Annotated in this window: 19 protein-coding genes and 1 other RNA gene; 15 read left to right on the forward strand and 5 right to left on the reverse strand. The window is 41.3% G+C overall.

The window, feature by feature from the left end; translation table 11 throughout:
* Positions 1-258: 258 nt before the first annotated feature.
* The 12 genes from rimO to lpxA all read left to right on the forward strand — a co-directional run bounded on the left by rimO (position 259) and on the right by lpxA (position 12,630).
* The gene (gene rimO, locus CRO21_RS09890; RefSeq protein ID WP_097079142.1) at positions 259-1,596 is read left to right on the forward strand and encodes a 30S ribosomal protein S12 methylthiotransferase RimO; all 1,338 of its coding nucleotides are present in this window, start codon (positions 259-261) and stop codon (positions 1,594-1,596) included.
* A gap of 126 nt (positions 1,597-1,722) precedes the next feature.
* Complete coding sequence (gene pyrH, locus CRO21_RS09895; protein WP_097079143.1) at positions 1,723-2,460, forward strand: UMP kinase; 738 nt, start codon at positions 1,723-1,725, stop codon at positions 2,458-2,460.
* 71 nt (positions 2,461-2,531) lie between these two features.
* Complete coding sequence (gene frr, locus CRO21_RS09900) at positions 2,532-3,086, forward strand: ribosome recycling factor (protein WP_097079144.1); 555 nt, start codon at positions 2,532-2,534, stop codon at positions 3,084-3,086.
* 22 nt (positions 3,087-3,108) lie between these two features.
* A complete protein-coding gene (gene uppS / locus CRO21_RS09905) occupies positions 3,109-3,852 on the forward strand; it encodes a polyprenyl diphosphate synthase (RefSeq protein WP_265734861.1) in 744 nt (247 codons plus the stop codon).
* 4 nt (positions 3,853-3,856) lie between these two features.
* Positions 3,857-4,690: a phosphatidate cytidylyltransferase gene (locus CRO21_RS09910; protein ID WP_097079145.1), complete on the forward strand. Its 834-nt coding sequence runs from the start codon at positions 3,857-3,859 to the stop codon at positions 4,688-4,690.
* Entirely contained in the window at positions 4,690-5,898 is a 1,209-nt protein-coding gene (dxr, locus tag CRO21_RS09915; RefSeq protein WP_097079146.1) for a 1-deoxy-D-xylulose-5-phosphate reductoisomerase, read from the forward strand. Before CRO21_RS09910 ends, dxr begins: the two co-directional genes overlap by 1 nt.
* On the forward strand, positions 5,895-7,250 hold the full coding sequence (gene rseP, locus CRO21_RS09920; protein WP_097079147.1) for an RIP metalloprotease RseP: 1,356 nt from the start codon (positions 5,895-5,897) through the stop codon (positions 7,248-7,250). Before dxr ends, rseP begins: the two co-directional genes overlap by 4 nt.
* An 88-nt stretch (positions 7,251-7,338) precedes the next feature.
* On the forward strand, positions 7,339-9,726 hold the full coding sequence (bamA, locus tag CRO21_RS09925) for an outer membrane protein assembly factor BamA (protein WP_409449483.1): 2,388 nt from the start codon (positions 7,339-7,341) through the stop codon (positions 9,724-9,726).
* Between the two features lie 38 nt (positions 9,727-9,764).
* Positions 9,765-10,271, forward strand: coding sequence for an OmpH/Skp family outer membrane protein (locus CRO21_RS09930; protein WP_097079149.1), 507 nt, complete (start codon positions 9,765-9,767; stop codon positions 10,269-10,271).
* Between the two features lie 10 nt (positions 10,272-10,281).
* Positions 10,282-11,358: a UDP-3-O-(3-hydroxymyristoyl)glucosamine N-acyltransferase gene (gene lpxD / locus CRO21_RS09935; RefSeq protein ID WP_097079150.1), complete on the forward strand. Its 1,077-nt coding sequence runs from the start codon at positions 10,282-10,284 to the stop codon at positions 11,356-11,358.
* Positions 11,351-11,842: a 3-hydroxyacyl-ACP dehydratase FabZ gene (gene fabZ / locus CRO21_RS09940; protein WP_378234996.1), complete on the forward strand. Its 492-nt coding sequence runs from the start codon at positions 11,351-11,353 to the stop codon at positions 11,840-11,842. The genes lpxD and fabZ overlap by 8 nt, the downstream gene beginning before the upstream one ends.
* On the forward strand, positions 11,842-12,630 hold the full coding sequence (gene lpxA / locus CRO21_RS09945) for an acyl-ACP--UDP-N-acetylglucosamine O-acyltransferase (protein WP_097079229.1): 789 nt from the start codon (positions 11,842-11,844) through the stop codon (positions 12,628-12,630). The genes fabZ and lpxA overlap by 1 nt, the downstream gene beginning before the upstream one ends.
* A 60-nt stretch (positions 12,631-12,690) precedes the next feature.
* On the opposite strand, the gene CRO21_RS09950 is transcribed toward lpxA, so the two are convergent.
* Complete coding sequence (locus tag CRO21_RS09950; protein ID WP_097079152.1) at positions 12,691-13,485, reverse strand: tetratricopeptide repeat protein; 795 nt, start codon at positions 13,483-13,485, stop codon at positions 12,691-12,693.
* Between the two features lie 219 nt (positions 13,486-13,704).
* Between CRO21_RS09950 and ffs the strand changes: the two genes are divergently transcribed.
* Positions 13,705-13,801: signal recognition particle sRNA small type (ffs, locus tag CRO21_RS09955), an RNA gene on the forward strand.
* A gap of 10 nt (positions 13,802-13,811) precedes the next feature.
* On the opposite strand, the gene CRO21_RS09960 is transcribed toward ffs, so the two are convergent.
* The 4 genes from CRO21_RS09960 to CRO21_RS09975 all read right to left on the reverse strand — a co-directional run bounded on the left by CRO21_RS09960 (position 13,812) and on the right by CRO21_RS09975 (position 16,802).
* Positions 13,812-14,297, reverse strand: a complete 486-nt coding sequence (locus tag CRO21_RS09960) for a regulatory protein RecX (RefSeq protein ID WP_097079153.1) — start codon at positions 14,295-14,297, stop codon at positions 13,812-13,814.
* 70 nt (positions 14,298-14,367) lie between these two features.
* Positions 14,368-15,423, reverse strand: coding sequence for a recombinase RecA (gene recA / locus CRO21_RS09965; protein ID WP_097079154.1), 1,056 nt, complete (start codon positions 15,421-15,423; stop codon positions 14,368-14,370).
* A 204-nt stretch (positions 15,424-15,627) separates the two neighbouring features.
* Entirely contained in the window at positions 15,628-16,080 is a 453-nt protein-coding gene (locus CRO21_RS09970; RefSeq protein WP_097079155.1) for an RNA-binding S4 domain-containing protein, read from the reverse strand.
* Between the two features lie 14 nt (positions 16,081-16,094).
* The gene (locus CRO21_RS09975; RefSeq protein ID WP_097079230.1) at positions 16,095-16,802 is read right to left on the reverse strand and encodes an HAD-IA family hydrolase; all 708 of its coding nucleotides are present in this window, start codon (positions 16,800-16,802) and stop codon (positions 16,095-16,097) included.
* A gap of 19 nt (positions 16,803-16,821) precedes the next feature.
* Between CRO21_RS09975 and CRO21_RS09980 the strand changes: the two genes are divergently transcribed.
* Both CRO21_RS09980 and CRO21_RS09985 read left to right on the forward strand, forming a co-directional pair.
* Positions 16,822-17,697, forward strand: a complete 876-nt coding sequence (locus CRO21_RS09980; RefSeq protein ID WP_228150409.1) for a 3'(2'),5'-bisphosphate nucleotidase CysQ family protein — start codon at positions 16,822-16,824, stop codon at positions 17,695-17,697.
* 90 nt (positions 17,698-17,787) lie between these two features.
* Positions 17,788-18,516 (forward strand): phosphoglycerate mutase family protein, encoded by a 729-nt coding sequence (locus CRO21_RS09985; RefSeq protein WP_097079232.1) that lies wholly within the window; start codon positions 17,788-17,790, stop codon positions 18,514-18,516.
* Positions 18,517-18,547 lie beyond the last annotated feature (31 nt).

The following is an 18,547-nucleotide window of genomic DNA, read 5'->3' on the forward strand; positions in this document are numbered from 1 at the left end:
TAAGCCAACTATTCTATAGTTTTATAAATATGCACTAAAACAAGACACTATAACGGAGACCAGTGTTTGAGTGATTTTTATTGAATCAATGTCGAATTAAAGAATACCGCCTAAGATTTATTTTTGCACCAATTTGAATCATATTCTTGTAAGATAAAATTATGCACTATAATGTATCATATCGGCTTGTGCATGCTTTGACTATTTTTCTGTGATAAAACGCCTTACAATATGCGCATTCTATCGGAGTGTGTGTAAATGAAATCCCCCAAAGTAGGCTTTGTCTCTTTAGGTTGTCCTAAGGCGCTGGTTGATTCTGAGCGTATTTTGACGCAATTAAGAACTGAAGGTTATCAGGTTGCGCAAGATTATGAAGGTGCAGACCTTGTTGTTGTGAATACCTGTGGTTTTATCGAATCGGCAGTGCAGGAGTCATTGGACGCAATTGGGGAAGCCATTAGTGAAAATGGTAAAGTCATCGTTACAGGATGTTTGGGTAAAGACGAAGACAAGATTCGTTCCATGCATCCCAATGTCTTAAAAGTCACTGGCGCTGCTGCCTATAGTGACGTGATGGACGCTGTACACGAGTATGTGCCACCACCGCCAAAACACAATCCTTTTGTTGATCTGGTGCCGGAACAAGGCATCCGTTTGACGCCAAAACATTATGCTTATTTAAAAATTTCCGAAGGCTGTAACCATCGCTGTACTTTTTGTATCATTCCGAGTCTACGGGGTGATCTGGTATCTCGTCCAATTGGCAGCGTCATGGATGAAGCACAGGCATTAAAACGTGCCGGTGTCAAAGAATTATTGGTGATTTCACAGGATACCTCGGCATATGGTGTAGATACCAAATACAAGTTGGACTTCTGGAACGGGCAGCCGCTTAAAACCAAATTTCTGGATTTATGTGAAGCATTAGGTCAACTTGGGATCTGGGTACGTCTGCATTATGTTTATCCTTATCCGCATGTTGATGCAGCCATTGACCTGATGGCAAAAGGCAAAATCTTACCTTATCTTGATATTCCTTTTCAGCATGCCAGTCCGAGTGTTCTAAAGAACATGAAACGACCAGCTCATAGTGAAAACACATTGGAACGAATCAAAATCTGGCGTGAAAAATGTCCGGATCTGGTGCTGCGTTCCACTTTTGTGGTGGGTTTCCCAGGTGAAACCGAAGAAGATTTCCAATACTTACTGGAATGGCTCAAAGAAGCACAACTGGATCGTGTGGGCTGTTTTACTTATTCTGCGATTGAAGGTGCGCCTGCTAATGATTTGCCTGATCATGTACCAGAAGACGTTAAACAAGATCGTTTTGAACGCTTTATGCAGGTGCAACAGGAAATTTCTGCGGCAAAACTGAAAAAACGTATCGGACAGAGAATGACTGTGCTGGTGGACGATCTGGAAGATGAATATCCGGTTGCAGTGGCCAGATCATATGCCGATGCACCAGAAATTGACGGCAATGTCTTTGTTGAGGACATTGATCGTAATGCTATTAAAGCAGGTGATCTACTCGAAGTGGAAATTACCGATGCTGATGAGTATGACTTGTTTGCAAGACTCATCAGAACATGCTGATCGTCTAGACATCAATGATTGTCTATACCTTTTAGTAAATTTTGATATATGACCTGATACAGTGCCATCTATACAGATGGCAACATTATAAATGATTTTTAAGACATCCCACTTTGGAGTAGAAATATGAGCGAAAAAAGTCCACGTTATGCACGTATTCTGTTAAAGCTGTCTGGCGAAGCGCTTTCCGGTAATCGTGAGATGGGTATTGATGCAACTGTGCTGGATCAAATGTCGCTATCGATTGCACATCTGGTTGGTCTGGGTGTACAGGTTGGTATCGTTGTGGGTGGTGGTAACCTGTATCGCGGCAGCCAATTACAAAAAGATGGATTGGTCGGACGTGTCACAGGCGATCAAATGGGCATGCTGGCAACCGTAATGAATGGTTTGGCGATGCGAGATGCTCTGATTCGTCGTAACATCAAAACCCGTCTGATGTCTGCACTGGAAATTGGTACAGTGGTTGAGCCATATTCCAGTCGTGATGCGATTCGTCATTTAAATAATGGTGAAGTCTGTGTGTTTGTTGCCGGAACAGGTAATCCATTTTTCACCACTGATACCGCAGCATGTTTACGTGGTATCGAGATCGAAGCTAAATTGATTCTGAAAGCAACTAAAGTGGATGGCGTCTATAATAAAGATCCTAATAAATATGACGATGCTGTGAAATATGATCATTTAACTTTTGATCAGGTGCTGGATGAAAAATTAGGGGTGATGGATTTGACCGCAATTTGTTTATGTCGCGATCATGATGTGCCGTTACACGTCTTTGACATGAATAAGTCTGGCTCATTACTGTCAGTGGTGATGGGGGAAAATGAAGGTACTCGGGTGAGTAACCACACAATCAGATAAATTTAGTCACACTTTTCTGATTAAATCACTTTATAATAGTTAAATTTTGAAAAACCGAAGCGGAATTAACCATGATTAATGACCTGAAAAAAGATGGTGAACTACGTATGCAAAAAAGCATTGAGTCTTTGGAACAAGGCTTTGCAAAAGTGCGTACTGGACGAGCACATCCTTCGATGTTAAATGGCGTAATGGTGCCTTATTATGGTTCGGATGTTCCTTTAAACCAAGTTGCAAACGTTGGTGTTGAAGATTCACGTACACTGATCGTTCAACCTTTTGAACGTACCATGGTATCAGCAATTGATAAAGCCATTCGTGAAGGCGATTTAGGTTTAAATCCAATCACTGCCGATGCGATTCGTGTCCCACTTCCTGCACTGACCGAAGAAACACGTCGTGATATGCAAAAGCTGGCGCGTGCTGAAGCGGAGAATGCCAAAATTGCGATTCGTAATATTCGTCGTGATATTCTGGGCGATGTGAAGGATTTGTTAAAAGAGAAAGAAATCTCCGAAGATGATGAACGTCGTGCAGGTGATGATGTGCAAAAATTAACAGACAAATATATTGCTGAAGTAGATAAGCGTCTGGCAGCCAAAGAAGCTGAATTGATGCAGGTGTAATGCATTGATTGCTCAACCTTTATTGTCACCACATTTGCCTCGGCATGTTGCCATCATTATGGATGGCAACAACCGCTATGGTAAAAAGCATCAACTTGCTTCGGGTGAGGGGCATCGGGCGGGTAAAGACTCGCTTGATCCTATTGTAGAACATTGTCGAAAAACAGGTATTTCTGCGCTCACTATTTTTGCATTTTCAAGTGAAAACTGGAATCGGCCTGTTGTAGAAGTCGAATTGTTGATGCAACTACTGGAAGAGGCGATTCATCAGCAAATTCCACGGATGCATGCACATCAGATTGCCTTGCGTTTTATTGGTGATCGCGCCCAGCTGTCCGAGCAGTTGCAACACCTGATGGCCGATGCTGAATCTCAGACTGCCCATTATTCGAGTATGACACTCACCATTGCGATTAGTTATGGGGGGATGTGGGACATTACGCAGGCTGCACAAAAAATCGCAGAGCAAGTACAACAAGGTATCTTGCAACCTGCCCAAATTGATGTGAATTTGTTTAACCAGTATGTGTGTTTAAGTGATTTACCCTCTGTAGATGTATTGATTCGTACAGGTGGTGATTATCGGTTATCAAATTTTTTAATGTGGCAATCCGCTTATGCAGAATTGTTTTTTACAGAAACATTGTGGCCGGATTTTACAATTAAAGAATTTGATCAAATATTAAAAAAATTTGCACGAAGAGAGCGTCGGTTTGGTAAAACTTCCGAACAAGTCCAGATGATGCAGTATCCACAAGAGAATTAGAATTATGTTAGAACGGATCGTTACCGCATTAATTCTGGTTGCGGTCGTTTTAAGTTGTATGTTTGCAACGACTGCACCTTACCCAATGATTGTATTGATGTCTTTGGCAGCGCTCGGAGCCGGTTACGAGTGGTATAAGTTAATGCCACAAAAAAATGAAGTTGAACCGGCAGTAAAATCCATGGCTTGGTTGTCAGGCATTGTGGTTGCTGTGATTGTACTCATTTCGATTATTTATTTAAAAGATGTATGGATTTTATTGTGGCTGGCATCGATTGGGGTGTGGATTGTCAGTGTGACTTGGGTGCGCCGATATCCACAATATGATGGTTGGTATAACGCCATATTGTATTTTCTGGGTGGATTACTCATTATTGCAGCGGTTACGGCAATATTTTCACTCTGGCAATTTTCGCCATGGTGGTTGATGTATGTCTTCCTGTTGGTGTGGGGGGCAGATAGTGGTGCTTACTTTGTTGGTAAGAAATTTGGTATGCGTAAACTGGCACCCTTGGTCAGTCCGAATAAATCGATCGAAGGCCTGATGGGTGGTCTGGGGACTTCAGGGATTATCATCATTATCATCTCAAGTTTATATCTGGATTTATCCTTCTGGCCATTTGTGGGCTTTATGCTTTTGTCGCTGATTACCGTGATTGCATCGGTATTGGGAGATCTGGTCGAATCCATGGTCAAACGTCGTGCCGGTATTAAAGATTCCGGACGTATTCTGCCGGGTCACGGTGGTGTACTGGATCGTGTCGATTCCTTACTTGCTGCTGCGCCTGTTTTTGCTGCTGGCATTTATCTATTTAAATTTTTAGGGTTTGATCTTTAATGAAACAGTCTGTGGCAATTTTAGGTGCAACGGGGTCAATTGGTCAGAGCACACTTAAAATTTTGGCTGATCATCCGGATAAGTATCATCTCTATGCGATTTCTGGTTTTCATCGGATTGCCGAACTGGTCGATATTTGCCTGCAATTTCAACCAGAAGTCGTGGCACTGCCGCAAGGTTATGTTGGATTATTTAAAGATATTGCTGCTCAAAAAGGATTGAAACAGTTGCCAGAGCTGTTGCTTGATGAAGCAGGACTTGTTGCAATTGCTTCTGCATCAGAGGTTGATGTGGTGATGGCCGCTATTGTCGGGGCTGCCGGTTTATCTTCGACATTGGCAGCGGTAAAAGCGGGCAAACGGGTTTTACTTGCCAATAAAGAAGCCTTGGTAATGGCCGGCGAGATCATGCTTGCCGAAGCTGAAAAATCAGGTGCATTGGTTTTGCCAGTAGATTCTGAACATAATGCAATTTTCCAATGCTTACCCCAACAGTATTTTTCACATCGACAACACAATAAACAACCGCAACTTGGAGTGTCCCGTTTATTACTGACTGCTTCAGGCGGCCCTTTTTTAAATTTTAGCCTTGCACAAATGCAGCAGGTGACACCAGCACAAGCCTGTAAACACCCCAACTGGTCGATGGGACAAAAAATATCTGTAGACTCTGCAACTTTGATGAATAAAGGCTTAGAATTAATTGAAGCCTGCCATTTATTTGCAATATCAGAACATTTTGTTACAGTTGTCATCCATCCACAAAGTATTATTCACTCTATGGTGCAATATATTGATGGTTCAACACTGGCACAGATGGGAAATCCTGATATGTGTACACCCATAGCGCATGCGCTGGCTTGGCCGGAACGTATTTCGACTCAGGTTAAAATGCTGGATTTATTCGATGTGCAAAAACTGGATTTTTGCCCGCCTGATCTGGAAAAATTTCCTGCATTGAAACTCGCTAGACAGAGTATGAGAGAGGGTGGTACTGCACCGAGTATTTTAAATGCAGCGAATGAAATTGCTGTGGCAGCTTTTTTACAGGAAAAAATTGGATTCTTGGATATTGCAAATTTAGTTGATGCTGTTTTACAACAAAGTCAGTTTGAATCGGCAGATGATTTGAACGTGGTTCTGGCTGCGGATCAGTGTGCTCGTGATAACGCAGCACACTGGATTAGACAATACGGAGTGCAAGCATGAGTATTCTATTTATTATTGTCGCAGCAGTTTTGTTATTGGGCCCATTGATTGCTATACACGAGTTTGGTCATTATTGGGTGGCGCGGCGTGTGGGGGTAAAAGTACTGGTTTATTCAATCGGCTTTGGTCCCACATTGATACAATGGACGTCAAAAAAATCCGGAATTCAGTATCGGCTGGCTGCATTGCCACTAGGCGGTTACGTGCGTATGCTGGATGAACGGGAAGGCAATGTCCCCGAAGATCAGCTACATCTGGCCTTTAATCGTCAATCGCCATGGAAAAAAATTGCAATTGTGGCGGCTGGTCCATTGATTAATTTATTACTGGCTGTGATTTTATTCTGGATCTTAAGCTTACCTGCCAGTGAACAATTAAGTACCCGTATTGGCAAAGTCATTGAGCAAAGTCCTGCGGCTCAGGTTGATTTGAGGGTAGGAGATAAAATTACTGCGATTGATGCGCAGACGACACCGACTTGGGAAAAGTTAAATTACGCTTTACTTGGCCGTATGGGTGAAACAGGTACTGTTGATATTACGGTTGAGCGTGACGAACAGGTGCTGCAAAAACAGTTACCGATTAAGAACTTTATTCAAGATCAAAATCAATCCCCCTTACAAAGTCTAGGCTTTATGCCCTATCAACCACATATTCAGCCAATTATTGGCGAACTGTCAAAAGATGGCGCAGCTTTACGTCAGGGCATGCAGGTCGGGGATAAAATTACTGCCATGAATGGGCAGGCTGTACAAGACTGGTATCAGGTGGTGGAAAAGATTCGCTTATCCCCTGAAAAGTTAATCACCTTTACGGTTTTACGGGATCAACAATCCATTGATCTACAGGTTATGCCTCAAGCACGAAAAGATGCAATGGGTAATGAAACAGGATTTATAGGTGCTGGAATTAAGCAAGAGCATTACAAAATTCCAGATGAATTTTTAATGAAAGTGCAATATACACCCTTGCAGGCTTTTGCTGTTGCAGTTGATAAAACATGGCAACTCTCGGTAATGACTGTAACGGGTATCGTGAAAATGGTTAAGGGGTTGATTGGTCTAGATAATTTATCTGGTCCGATTACCATTGCCAAAGTTGCTGGACAAAGTGCAGAAATGGGCTGGCAAACCTTTTTATCCTTTATGGCATTGATGAGTGTAAGTCTTGGTGTGTTAAATTTGTTACCGATTCCTATGCTAGATGGTGGACATCTAGTATATTACATCATCGAAGCTTTGCGTGGTCGTCCTGTATCTGAACAAGTTCAATTGTTTGGATTAAAAATTGGCATGGCGCTATTGGGCACAATGATGCTATTGGCTTTATTTAACGACATTATGCGTTTGTAATGAACTTCAACCTAATTGATTGAAAATACTGGAAATGAACAATATGCGGCACAATCCTTTTTTTATGCCTTTAGCTTTAGTGAGTGCGATGGCAGTTGTCCAGACAGCACACGCAGAAAGTTTTCAAGTGAGTGATATTCGGGTTGAAGGGTTAGTCCGTTTAACACCAGCAAATGTATATAATATTATTCCAATCAGTAGTGGCGACCAGATCGACGAGGCAGCAATCGCAAATACTGTCCGTGTGTTATTTAGTTCTGGTAATTTTGATGATGTTCAGGCCGAACGTAACGGCAACAATTTAGTCTTTAAAGTTGTTGAACGTCCTGTAATTGCCAAAATTGAAATGGAAGGCAATAAGCTTATTCCCAAAGAAGCGCTGCAAGATGGCCTAAAAAAAATGGGCATCAGTGAGGGCGAAGTTTTACAGAAATCTGTTTTACAAAATATTGAAAACGAACTGGAACAGCAATATACCCAGCAAGGTCGTTATAATGCAGATGTACAGGTTGAAACGATTGCCCGTCCGAATAACCGAGTGGATTTAAAGCTCAAATTTGCAGAAGGCACTGCGGCTAAAGTTGTTAGCATTAATGTGATTGGCAATACTGTATTTAAAGAAAGTGATATCGAACGTGCTTTTGCGGTAAAAGAAAGCTCATGGTCTTCTATCCTGACACGTAATGATCGTTACGCAAAAGAAAAAATGACGGCCAGTCTGGAAGCCTTACGGGCGATGTATCTTAATGATGGTTATATTAATTTTACTGTGACCAACTCCCAACTGGATATTAGTGCAGATAAAAAGAATATTTTTATCGAAGTCGGTGTTGATGAAGGTGAGCAATTTAAATTTGGAGAAACCAAGTTTTTAGGTGATGCCTTATTCCCTGATAAAGATTTACAGGCTTTGCAACTGTTCAAAACAGGTGAAACTTATTCCCAAGCCAAAGTGAATGCGGTCAAGCAATTATTATTACGTAAATATGGTAATGCTGGCTATTACTTTGCCGAAGTCAATGTTGTACCTGAAATCAACGGTGAAACAAAAACTGTTGATCTAAATTATTATATTAATCCAGGTCAGCAAGTGACAGTACGCCGTATCAATTTTAGCGGTAATAATAAAACGGCCGATGATGTGTTACGTCGTGAAATGCGCCAAATGGAAGGTGCATTGGCAAGTAATGAAAAAATTGATTTATCCAAGGTGCGTCTGGAACGTACCGGTTTCTTTAAAACGGTGGATATCAAACCTACGCGCGTGCCGAATTCACCCGATCAGGTCGATCTGGATGTTGCAGTTGAAGAACAGCATTCTGGTACAAGTACTATTGCAGTAGGTTATTCGCAGGGTGGTGGTGTGACCTATCAGCTTGGTTTGAGTCAAACCAACTTTATGGGAACCGGAAATCGGGTATCGATTGATTTATCCCGTTCCGATACGCTCGATTATTATAATTTAAATATCTATGATCCATACTTTACCCTTGATGGGATTAGTCGTGGTTATAACATCTATTATCGTAAGACCAAGCTTGATGATGATTATAACGTCAGCAATTATGTGACGGACTCCTTAGGTGGTTCATTAACCTTTGGTTATCCACTTGATGAAAATCAAAGTGTTAGTGCAACGCTGAATGTGGATAAAACCAAGGTTACAACGGGGCCTTATGTCTCGACCTATGTACGTGATTATCTGTTAGCCCATGATGGTAAAGCCACAGGACAAGGACGTTATTGTCCAGACAATATTTGGGATTCTACAAATTCTACTTGTGGTCCCAATGATGATCAATGGGTCAGCTATGAAGATGAATTTCAAGGTGAGTATTTAAGCTATAACCTGAATTTATCATGGGCTTATAACACGCTGGATCGACCTGTTTTCCCAACTAAAGGGGCTTATCATCGTGTCAGCCTAGATGCGGCATTGCCTGGCAGTGATGTTGAATACCAAAAAGTAACTTATGATACACAGGCTTATTTGCCATTATGGCGTAATTTTGTCTTACGTGGTTATGGTAAGTTGGGTTATGGTCATGACTTGCCATTTTATAAAAACTTCTTTGCTGGTGGTTATGGTTCTGTGCGCGGTTATGATTCCAATACATTGGGACCAAGATATCCCTCAGTGATATACGAACAAACCAATCAAGAAGATCAGGATCCGGAAGAAGTGGGTGGTAATGCTTTAGTGCAAGCGGGTATAGAACTGGTATTACCGCTACCGACCAAAGGTGACTGGGCACGACAAGTTCGTCCTGTGATGTTTATTGAGGGCGGTCAAGTTTTTGATACAAATTCAAGTCAATATGATTTTGATTTAAATGAAATGCGTTATAGTGCAGGTATTGGCTTTACGTGGATTACCATGATTGGACCATTATCATTAAGTTATGCTTATCCGCTTAATGATAAAGATGGCGATGATACTAAATCGATTCAATTTGAAATCGGGCGTACTTTTTAATCAGAAGATGATTGAAATTAAAAAACTAGGAGTGAAGTATGCGTAAATTATTTATTTCTTCAATGTTGGCTGTGGGATTAATGACATCTGCGGCTGCATTTGCAGAAAAATATGCGGTAGTGGATATTCAGAAGGCAGCTTCTGATACCACTTATATGAAATCTCAAATGGCAAGTCTGGAATCAGCGCTTAAGCCTCAGCAACAAAAACATGAGCGTTTAACCAAAGAGATTACGGCCTTACAACAAAAAGCGCAAACTGATGCTAAAGTCATGAAAGAAGCTGATTTGAAAAAGCTGGAACAAGACTATGCATCAAAAATGAATGAATATAATTCCAATGCAGCGGGTATGCAAAAACGTGCGCAGGATACACTGGAAAATATCAATAAAACACTGGCACCTAAAATAGAGCAAGCCACTGAAGATTTACGTAAATCCGGTGGTTATAGTGCGATATTAAATCGTAGTGCAGTGGTGAGCTTGGATCCTTCAATTGATTTAACTTCTCAGGTTACACAAAAGGTTAATGCATCTTTGAAATAAGGTTGGATTCGTGAATCTAAGTGTTGCTGAAATTAGTCGTCATGTACAAGCGATTGTGCATGGCGATTCTCAATTTATCGTGAGCCACCTCAAAAGTCTTGAACATGCTGAGGCAGTAGATATTTCATTTGTAAATGGTGAAAAATATCTTGCTCAGGCATTGGCTTCCAAAGCAGGCGTACTTATCGCACCGTATGCACTGGTTGAACAATTAACACCGCATTGTATTGTGCTTGAAGTTGCTTCTCCTTATCTTGCTTTTGCACAACTCACGCATCTATTTGCCCGCCCTGTTTCTATTCAAGGTATTGGCGAAACAGCAAAAATTCATAAAACAGCAAAAATTGGTGAGAATGTTCACATAGGCGATTATGCAGTGATTGGCGAACATGTGGTGATTGGTGACAACAGCATTATTTTTCCACATGTACATATCGACAGCAATGTCACAATTGGTCAATTTGCTTATATCGAATCGCATGTCACGATATTGGCTGAGGCGCAAATTGGTGAATATGTTCGTATTCATGCCAATACCTGTATTGGAAGTGAAGGCTTTGGTTTTGCACCTTATCAGGGGCGATGGCACCGCATTGCACAAATTGGTAGTGTGCGCATCGGTAACAATGTTCGTATCGGTTCTAATTGTAGTGTAGACCGCGGAGCTTTGGATGATACGGTCATTGACGATGGTGTAATTATTGATAATCTAGTACAAATTGCACATAACGTGCAAATTGGTAAGCATACTGCAATTGCTGCAAATACTGCGATTGCGGGTAGTACGACTATTGGACAGCATTGTATCTTTGGTGGTTGTTGTGCCGTGGCAGGACATCTTACTATTGCAGATCATGTCCAACTCACAGGTATGTCGATGGTGACAAAATCGGTAAGTCAATCAGGTACCTATTCATCCGGCACAGGTTTGCTGGAAAATAGTGCTTGGAAACGAGCAGTGATTGGGCTTAGGCAGCTTTCTGAAACGCCTGTTAGTAAAATTGTAAAGCAACTTAACAGTTTACATAGTCGTATTGAACAGCTTGAATTATCAAAACCTTTTATAAAACCTTCAAATGATGAATAGTGAACAACATAATATAGATGCCGTGACACTGCCTGAATTACCCATGCAGATCCAGACAATCCGTGAATATCTCCCACACCAGTATCCATTTTTACTTGTTGATCGCGTTATTGCAATTGAAAATATGACTAAAATTCAAGGTTATAAGAATTTGACCATGAATGAGGAATTTTTTCAGGGACATTTTCCGCATTATCCGATTATGCCGGGTGTATTAATTATGGAGGCATTGGCACAGCTTTCTGGTATTCTAGGCATGATTATTTTGCAGAAAAAACCGCAAGATGGTGATACATTTTTGTTTGCGGGTATGGAACATGTACGTTTCAAGAAACAAGTTGTACCAGGGGATCAACTTATTTTGAATTCTGAGTTGATATTAAATCGGCGTGGAGTCTTTAAATTTCACGCAACAGCTTGTGTTGATGATAAGATTGTCGCGCAAGCTGAAATTATACTTTCTAGACAAACATTACCTTCATGATGACGAATGCACAGTTAATTCATTCAACCGCAATCATTCATCCAAGTGCGGAGCTCGCTTCGGATGTCAGCGTTGGCCCATATTCGATTATTGGGCCAAATGTTAGTATTGAGAGTGGTACAAAAATACATGCTCATGTTGTGATTACAGAGAATACACGTATTGGCAAACACAACCAGATTTTTCAGTTCTCAAGTGTTGGGGAGCGGTGTCAGGATTTAAAGTATCAAGGTGAAGAAACCTGGCTCGAGATTGGTGATCATAATACCATTCGTGAGCATTGTACTTTGCATCGTGGTACTGCACAGGATCAAGGCCTAACCAAAATTGGCAGTCATAATTTATTGATGGTGAATACCCATGTCGCACATGATTGTCGCATAGGTGATCATAACATCATTGCCAACAATGCCGGTATCGCAGGCCATGTACATATTGGTGATTATGTCATTTTGGGAGGGAACTCTGGCATCCATCAATTTTGCCGAGTTGATTCATACAGTATGGTTGGTGGCGCATCCTTAATTGTAAAGGATGTACCTGCATTTGTGATGGCATCGGGGAATCCGGCACATGCGCATGGCATGAATTTTGAGGGTATGCGCCGTAAAGGTTGGTCTAAAACGACCATTGATGGCTTGAAACAGGCATTTAAAATTCTTTACCGTTCAAATCTCACCACACAAGAAGCAATTACTCAGATTTCCACGGAAATTTTACCGAATGTACCTGAAGCGCAATTACTGCTAGATTCGCTCAATCATTCGACACGGGGTATTGTGCGTTAAACCACTACAGTATTACGATAAAAAGAGGCTGTATCATTATCAATGATACGGCCTTTTTTATTAAAGATTTATCGAGGTTCTTGCTGTTTTGGCATCATTTGAATCAGGATATTTTTGAATCAGTCTTAAATAATATTCCCGGGCTTTAGGGGTATCTTTATCAATATTTTTAGCAATTTCACTGAGACGATATAAGGCAGAGGGTGCTTTATTGGATTGCGGATAATTACCTGCCACGATAGCAAAATTATCTTTGGCCTGATTATAGTTGGGAGGGGTAAGCGATAAATTAAACTCCCCCAGCCAGTAATAGGCATGGCTGACATATGGACTATTGGGATGATTTTTAATGAAATTTTCCATTGGTGCAATGGCTTTTGCCGCACCGCCTTGTTTATAGGCTTCATAAGCCATGTTGTAGGCAGCTTCATCAAGTTGCGTGTTTTGTGCTCCAGCAGTTGATGTGGTCGTGTTTTGTGAAGATGGCGTCTGACTCGGGTTCTGCTCAGTTGATGCTGCTTCACCGTCCTGCGCAGTTTCTGTGTCTGTATCAGGATCGATTTTTTGATTAAGTATTTCCAGTCGTTGATCCAGATCGGTATAACGATTTTTTAGATCGTTATTGAGTTGATCGATTTGATTGTCCTGTTCTTCAATCTGACCACGCAACTGTCGAATTTGGGTTTGTAGTTGTTGAATTTGCTGATGAAGTTCCCAGAACTGTGTACTTTGCTGTGTGGCGGGTACATTGCCGACTGCATTATTATTGCTGGATAAATCTCTTTGCTCAATCTGAATCGCAAAAAGAGGTGTGGATACACAGAGGATACTCGTTAGCAAAACAATCTTTTTCATAGTTAGCCCGTGGTTGCGCATCGAAAAATATTTGATTAAAGATAGCTCTAGTATAACGTCGAATGTAGTGTTTAACGATGATGTAAATCGTGATTGTTTATCAGTTTTATGTAAATTAAGCAATTATTGTGGAGAAATTATACAATGGATATCTGGCAGTGGCTTTTTTACTTGCAAGAAAATAAAAAATCTCTATACTTTGCAGTGCAATGGTAGCCCTGCTGGTGACTTCGCAATTGTGCTCTATGAACCCCGCCAGGACCGGAAGGTAGCAACGGTAATAGAATCATGATGTGCCGAAGTATTGCTAGTGGGGTTGCCACCATCTAATAAAAATCTTCTTCTCCTTTATAGTTCACCACTTTCATAATGACATCCATTGCAAAACCACGGTATTGCAAGAAGCGTATTTGTCTGGCTTTTTGTTTGGGATCGGTTGCGATTTCTGAACCAAATTTTTTAATTTTTAAGCTTAAAGCTTGCTGAAACCAGTCCACCTCATCATATTCTTGTTGGGCAAGTTCTGGGTCAATATCATGTTTTTTAAGTGCTTGTTTAATACGGGCCGGGCCACGTCCCTGACGAATCTGACTACGTAATAGCATACCCGCCATACGCTCATCACTTTGATAATGTTGTTGTGCCAATTCTTCTACCAAAGTTTCCACTTCATCGAGATCTGCGCCATAGGCCAGAAGTTTTTGCTTGAGATCACTTCTGGAATATTCTTTTTTTGCCAGCAAGGCAAAACCAAGTGCACGTAGCCTATTGCCTGTAGGAACTTTTTTGGCTGGGTAAGGGGAGTCTTTCATAAGAGGATTAATTGATAATTATTGCAAAACTCTCTCAGATAGAGAGCGTTTTGCATGAAGTTTATAAGGATTAGTTCTGTAAACCAAGCGATAACTCATCGAGTTCTGCAACAGTTTCTTCTTGCTCAGGCGCAACTGTTTTAACCAACATACGTTCTCGAATGGTGGTTTCGATTTGTTCGGCAATCTGAGAATTTTCCTCAAGATAACGAATGGTATTATTTTTACCTTGACCGATTTTATTGCCTTGATAAGAATACCAAGCACCTGCCTTTTGTACGATATCCTGTGCTACAGCCAAATCAATGACTTCACCGAGAATATTGGTACCTTGGCCATATAAAATCTGGAACAGTGCTTCTTTAAATGGCGGTGCCATTTTGTTTTTCACCACTTTGACTTTGGTTTCATTGCCAATAATCTCATCGCCTTCTTTGACTGCACCGATACGGCGAATATCCAGACGAACAGAAGCATAGAATTTTAAGGCATTACCACCAGTAGTCGTCTCCGGGCTACCGAACATTACACCAATTTTCATACGAATCTGGTTGATGAAGATCACCATACAATTTGAACGCTTGGCATTACCGGTAATTTTACGCAAGGCCTGACTCATCAAACGGGCTTGTAGACCCATATGAGAATCACCCATTTCACCTTCAATTTCTGCTTTTGGTGTTAATGCGGCAACGGAGTCAATCACGATCATATCAATTGCACCTGAACGCACCAGCATGTCGGCAATCTCAAGGGCTTGTTCACCGTTATCCGGTTGAGATACCAGCAAGTTATCGATATCTACACCAAGTTTTTTGGCATATTCTGGATCAAGCGCATGTTCTGCATCGATGAATGCACATGTTCCACCATTTTTTTGACACTGGGCAATCGCCTGTAATGTCATGGTGGTTTTACCAGAAGATTCCGGGCCATAAATCTCAACAATACGACCTTTTGGTAGACCGCCAATACCTAGAGCAATATCCAAGGTTAGGGAACCTGTTGAAACTGCTTCTACCGCTAGTACCGTGTTAGCACCTAGGCGCATCACGGTGTTTTTACCAAATTGTTTTTCAATCTGGCTTAGTGCAGCACTTAGTGCCTTTGTTTTGTTATCATCCATCTCAAAACCTCAATACTGTGAAATGTTTCGGGTATCTGGCAGCACATCAAGAGGCTTGATATGCTTTCATTCTCCCTTTTTTGACCAAAGTGGATGCCTTGTTTACGTTAGGATCGGCAGATCTTTGTAGTCGTAATCATGGCAGAATTTGTACAACAATGCGAGTGCTGATATTGTTCATGCGACAAACTCTGTCGCACAAAATTAAACCTGATCATCAAACCATGCATCATCATGACCTAGGCTATTTTCTTGTTGAAATCTATGAATTTGTCGTCGATCCCTTTTATTTGGTTTATGTTCTGGCCGTGCCATATTATTGAGTTTCCGTTGAGCAGAAATGAGTTCATGTCTGGCAATACTGACTTCGGTTTCATCATAGAGTAATTGCGCCTGTGGGGCACCACCCCGAATTCCCGATAGTGCTTTTACCACAACAGTTTTTTTATCAAAACCTTGTTGAATGGTCAACTCCATTCCGACGCGTACATCTCTGGAAACTTTAACTCGATCACCTTGATGATGAACCTTGCCGCCTTCAATTGCTGCTTTGGCAATGGAGCGGGTTTTGAAAAAACGTGCTGCCCAAAGCCATTTATCAATACGCATAGCTTCGAGAGATGGTTTCTCCGATGATGGATGCGTTTGTTTTTTCATAGACAGTGCATATCCTAAAATATTGAATGGAGATGGATCAAGTCGAGTAAATCTGTTAATTGATCGAGATGGATAAATTCATCTTTCATTAGGCGCTGTGCTACAGCTTGAGGCTCGGAAGAATCAGGCTGTGCAATACTGATGAGTTGACGAATACCAAATTGTTTGGCACTTGCTAATACATCATAATTATCATCAATAAAAACGCTCTGTCGAGGATCAAAATCGTGACGTTGTTGTAAAGCGTGCCAAAATTCCTGTTGTTCCTTTGCCGCGCCTAAGCTTTCACTACTGACAATATGTTTAAAATAAGGGCGCAATGCGACATTTTCAAGTTTAAGGGTTAAGGTTGCTTGGTCAGCATTGGTGACTAGCCAACATTCAATTTGACGTTGCTGCAATTGTTCGAGTAACTCAAAACAATACGGCCTAGCTCGGATAAGATGGCGATGTGCATATTGCAAGGCTAGAACATCAATGCCGAGTTGTTTCTGCCAGAACTGACTTGAATACCAGTGTAAATGACCTTGGTTGTCGAGATAAAACTGATAAAGCCGCTGTTTTGCGGTTGCGATATCGCATTGGTTTTGTTTGGCCCACAATTTTGGGACCAGTTGCATCCAGATATAATTATCAAAGGCCAGATCAAGTAATGTACCATCCATGTCAAATAGTACACATTGTGGCGTTGTGTCATGGACAAAATTTGCTACATTAGACATAGACAGAGGAGAGACCAGCATGTTTAAAGATGTTGCATTACAACAAATGCCACAGAAATTGCAACACCTATGCGAAATTTTACGGCAGGCAAGTCAGATCCTGTGTCAGGAATATCAGTCATTCATAGGCGGCCAACAGTTTAATATTGAAGAGAAAAAAGATCACTCTCCAGTGACACAGGCCGATATAAAAGCCAATGATTATATTACTGCGCAATTACGACAAAATTTTCCGGATTTGCCGATTTTATCCGAGGAGGGGCTGCATCAAGTGCGGCAGAATTGGCAAACATTCTGGTTGCTTGATCCGCTTGACGGTACCAAAGAATTTATTGATCAAACCGGCGAATTTACCATTAACTTAAGTTTGATCAATGCTGGTGAATCAGTCATTTCGGCGATTGCGGTACCCTTGCAGCATACCATCTATATCGGTGAACAGGGCGATTTACCTTTTAAGTGGCAATGGCAGCAAGAACAAATTTGTTTAATGAAATTTGAACCTTCAATTTCGCAACAAGACAGGACAGTATTGCATATTGCCATGAGCCGACGACCTGAAAGAAGTGCTTTGTATGCCGAATTTTTACAATATTTGCAACAACATCAGATTAAATATGAAAAAGTCGCCGCAGGCAGTGCTTATAAATTTTGCATGATGCTAGAAGAGCAAATTGATGTCTATCCACGCTTTCATCCAACCAGTGAATGGGATACCTCGGCAGGACAGGGCTTGCTACAAAGTATTGGTGGTGATGTGTTTGATTTGAATCATCAACCTTTTCGATATAACCAACGGACGAGTCTACTCAATGGCAATTTTATTGCACTGCGTCAGATACAGGATTGGTCAATATTGGCAGACTTTTTACAGGGAAGAGTGTTAGCAGATTGAGTAATCATATGAACATGGTATAGTTGAGTCTCGTTATCAAAATTTCATGTCATCATTATCGTGAGCGCATTAAAACTTTTACCGCAAAGTATGTTGCAGGCAGTGGATTTATTGCCAGACACAAACACTTCCGTGATTTTATTTACCCGACATTCGCTTCGGGAAGTGGTGCGTGGTATTGGTCTAGCCGGTTATGACCTGCAATTGACCGATGAAGGACGGGAGTTGGCTTTCGCTTGGGGAAAATATCTAACCCATAATTCAGATCGCCATATTGTCAATTGTATCAGTAGTCCCATCCAGCGCTGTATCGAAACCGCAGAATTGATGATTGCTGGTGCTGATCAGGTTCATGTGGAAAATACCCACAAGATCGATATTCTTGAACAAAAGTTACTGGTTGAACCAGGTAGTTTTGTGGTGGATATCAAACAGGCTGCACCACATTTTCGTGAGCAAGGTGCTGTGGGTTTTATCAATAGTTTTGTACAGAATGCTTTGCCCGGTATGAAACATCCGATTAATGGTGTTCTCGATGTCTTGGAGCTGTTATACAACTCTCATTTGATCCAGAATCATCCATATCAATCTGAGGCGAAATTAAGTCTGGCAGTGAGTCACGATACTATTCTGGCAGCATTTATTGCCGTGATTGCGGGACATTTTCAGGTAGAACAGAAAGACTGGCCAGAAATGATGGAAGGTCTATTTGTTTGGTTCGATGTGGCGGATGAATTTAAACATAGCCGTGTACACTGGGTTTGGAGAGGACAGCATCAACAACTGGAGATTCAGCAGTTAGTTGGAAATATGATCTAAACATTTCATTGAAATGCAAGACACAAAAAAA

It is taken from the genome of Acinetobacter puyangensis (assembly GCF_900096995.1).
In the GTDB taxonomy this organism is placed as follows: domain Bacteria; phylum Pseudomonadota; class Gammaproteobacteria; order Pseudomonadales; family Moraxellaceae; genus Acinetobacter; species Acinetobacter puyangensis.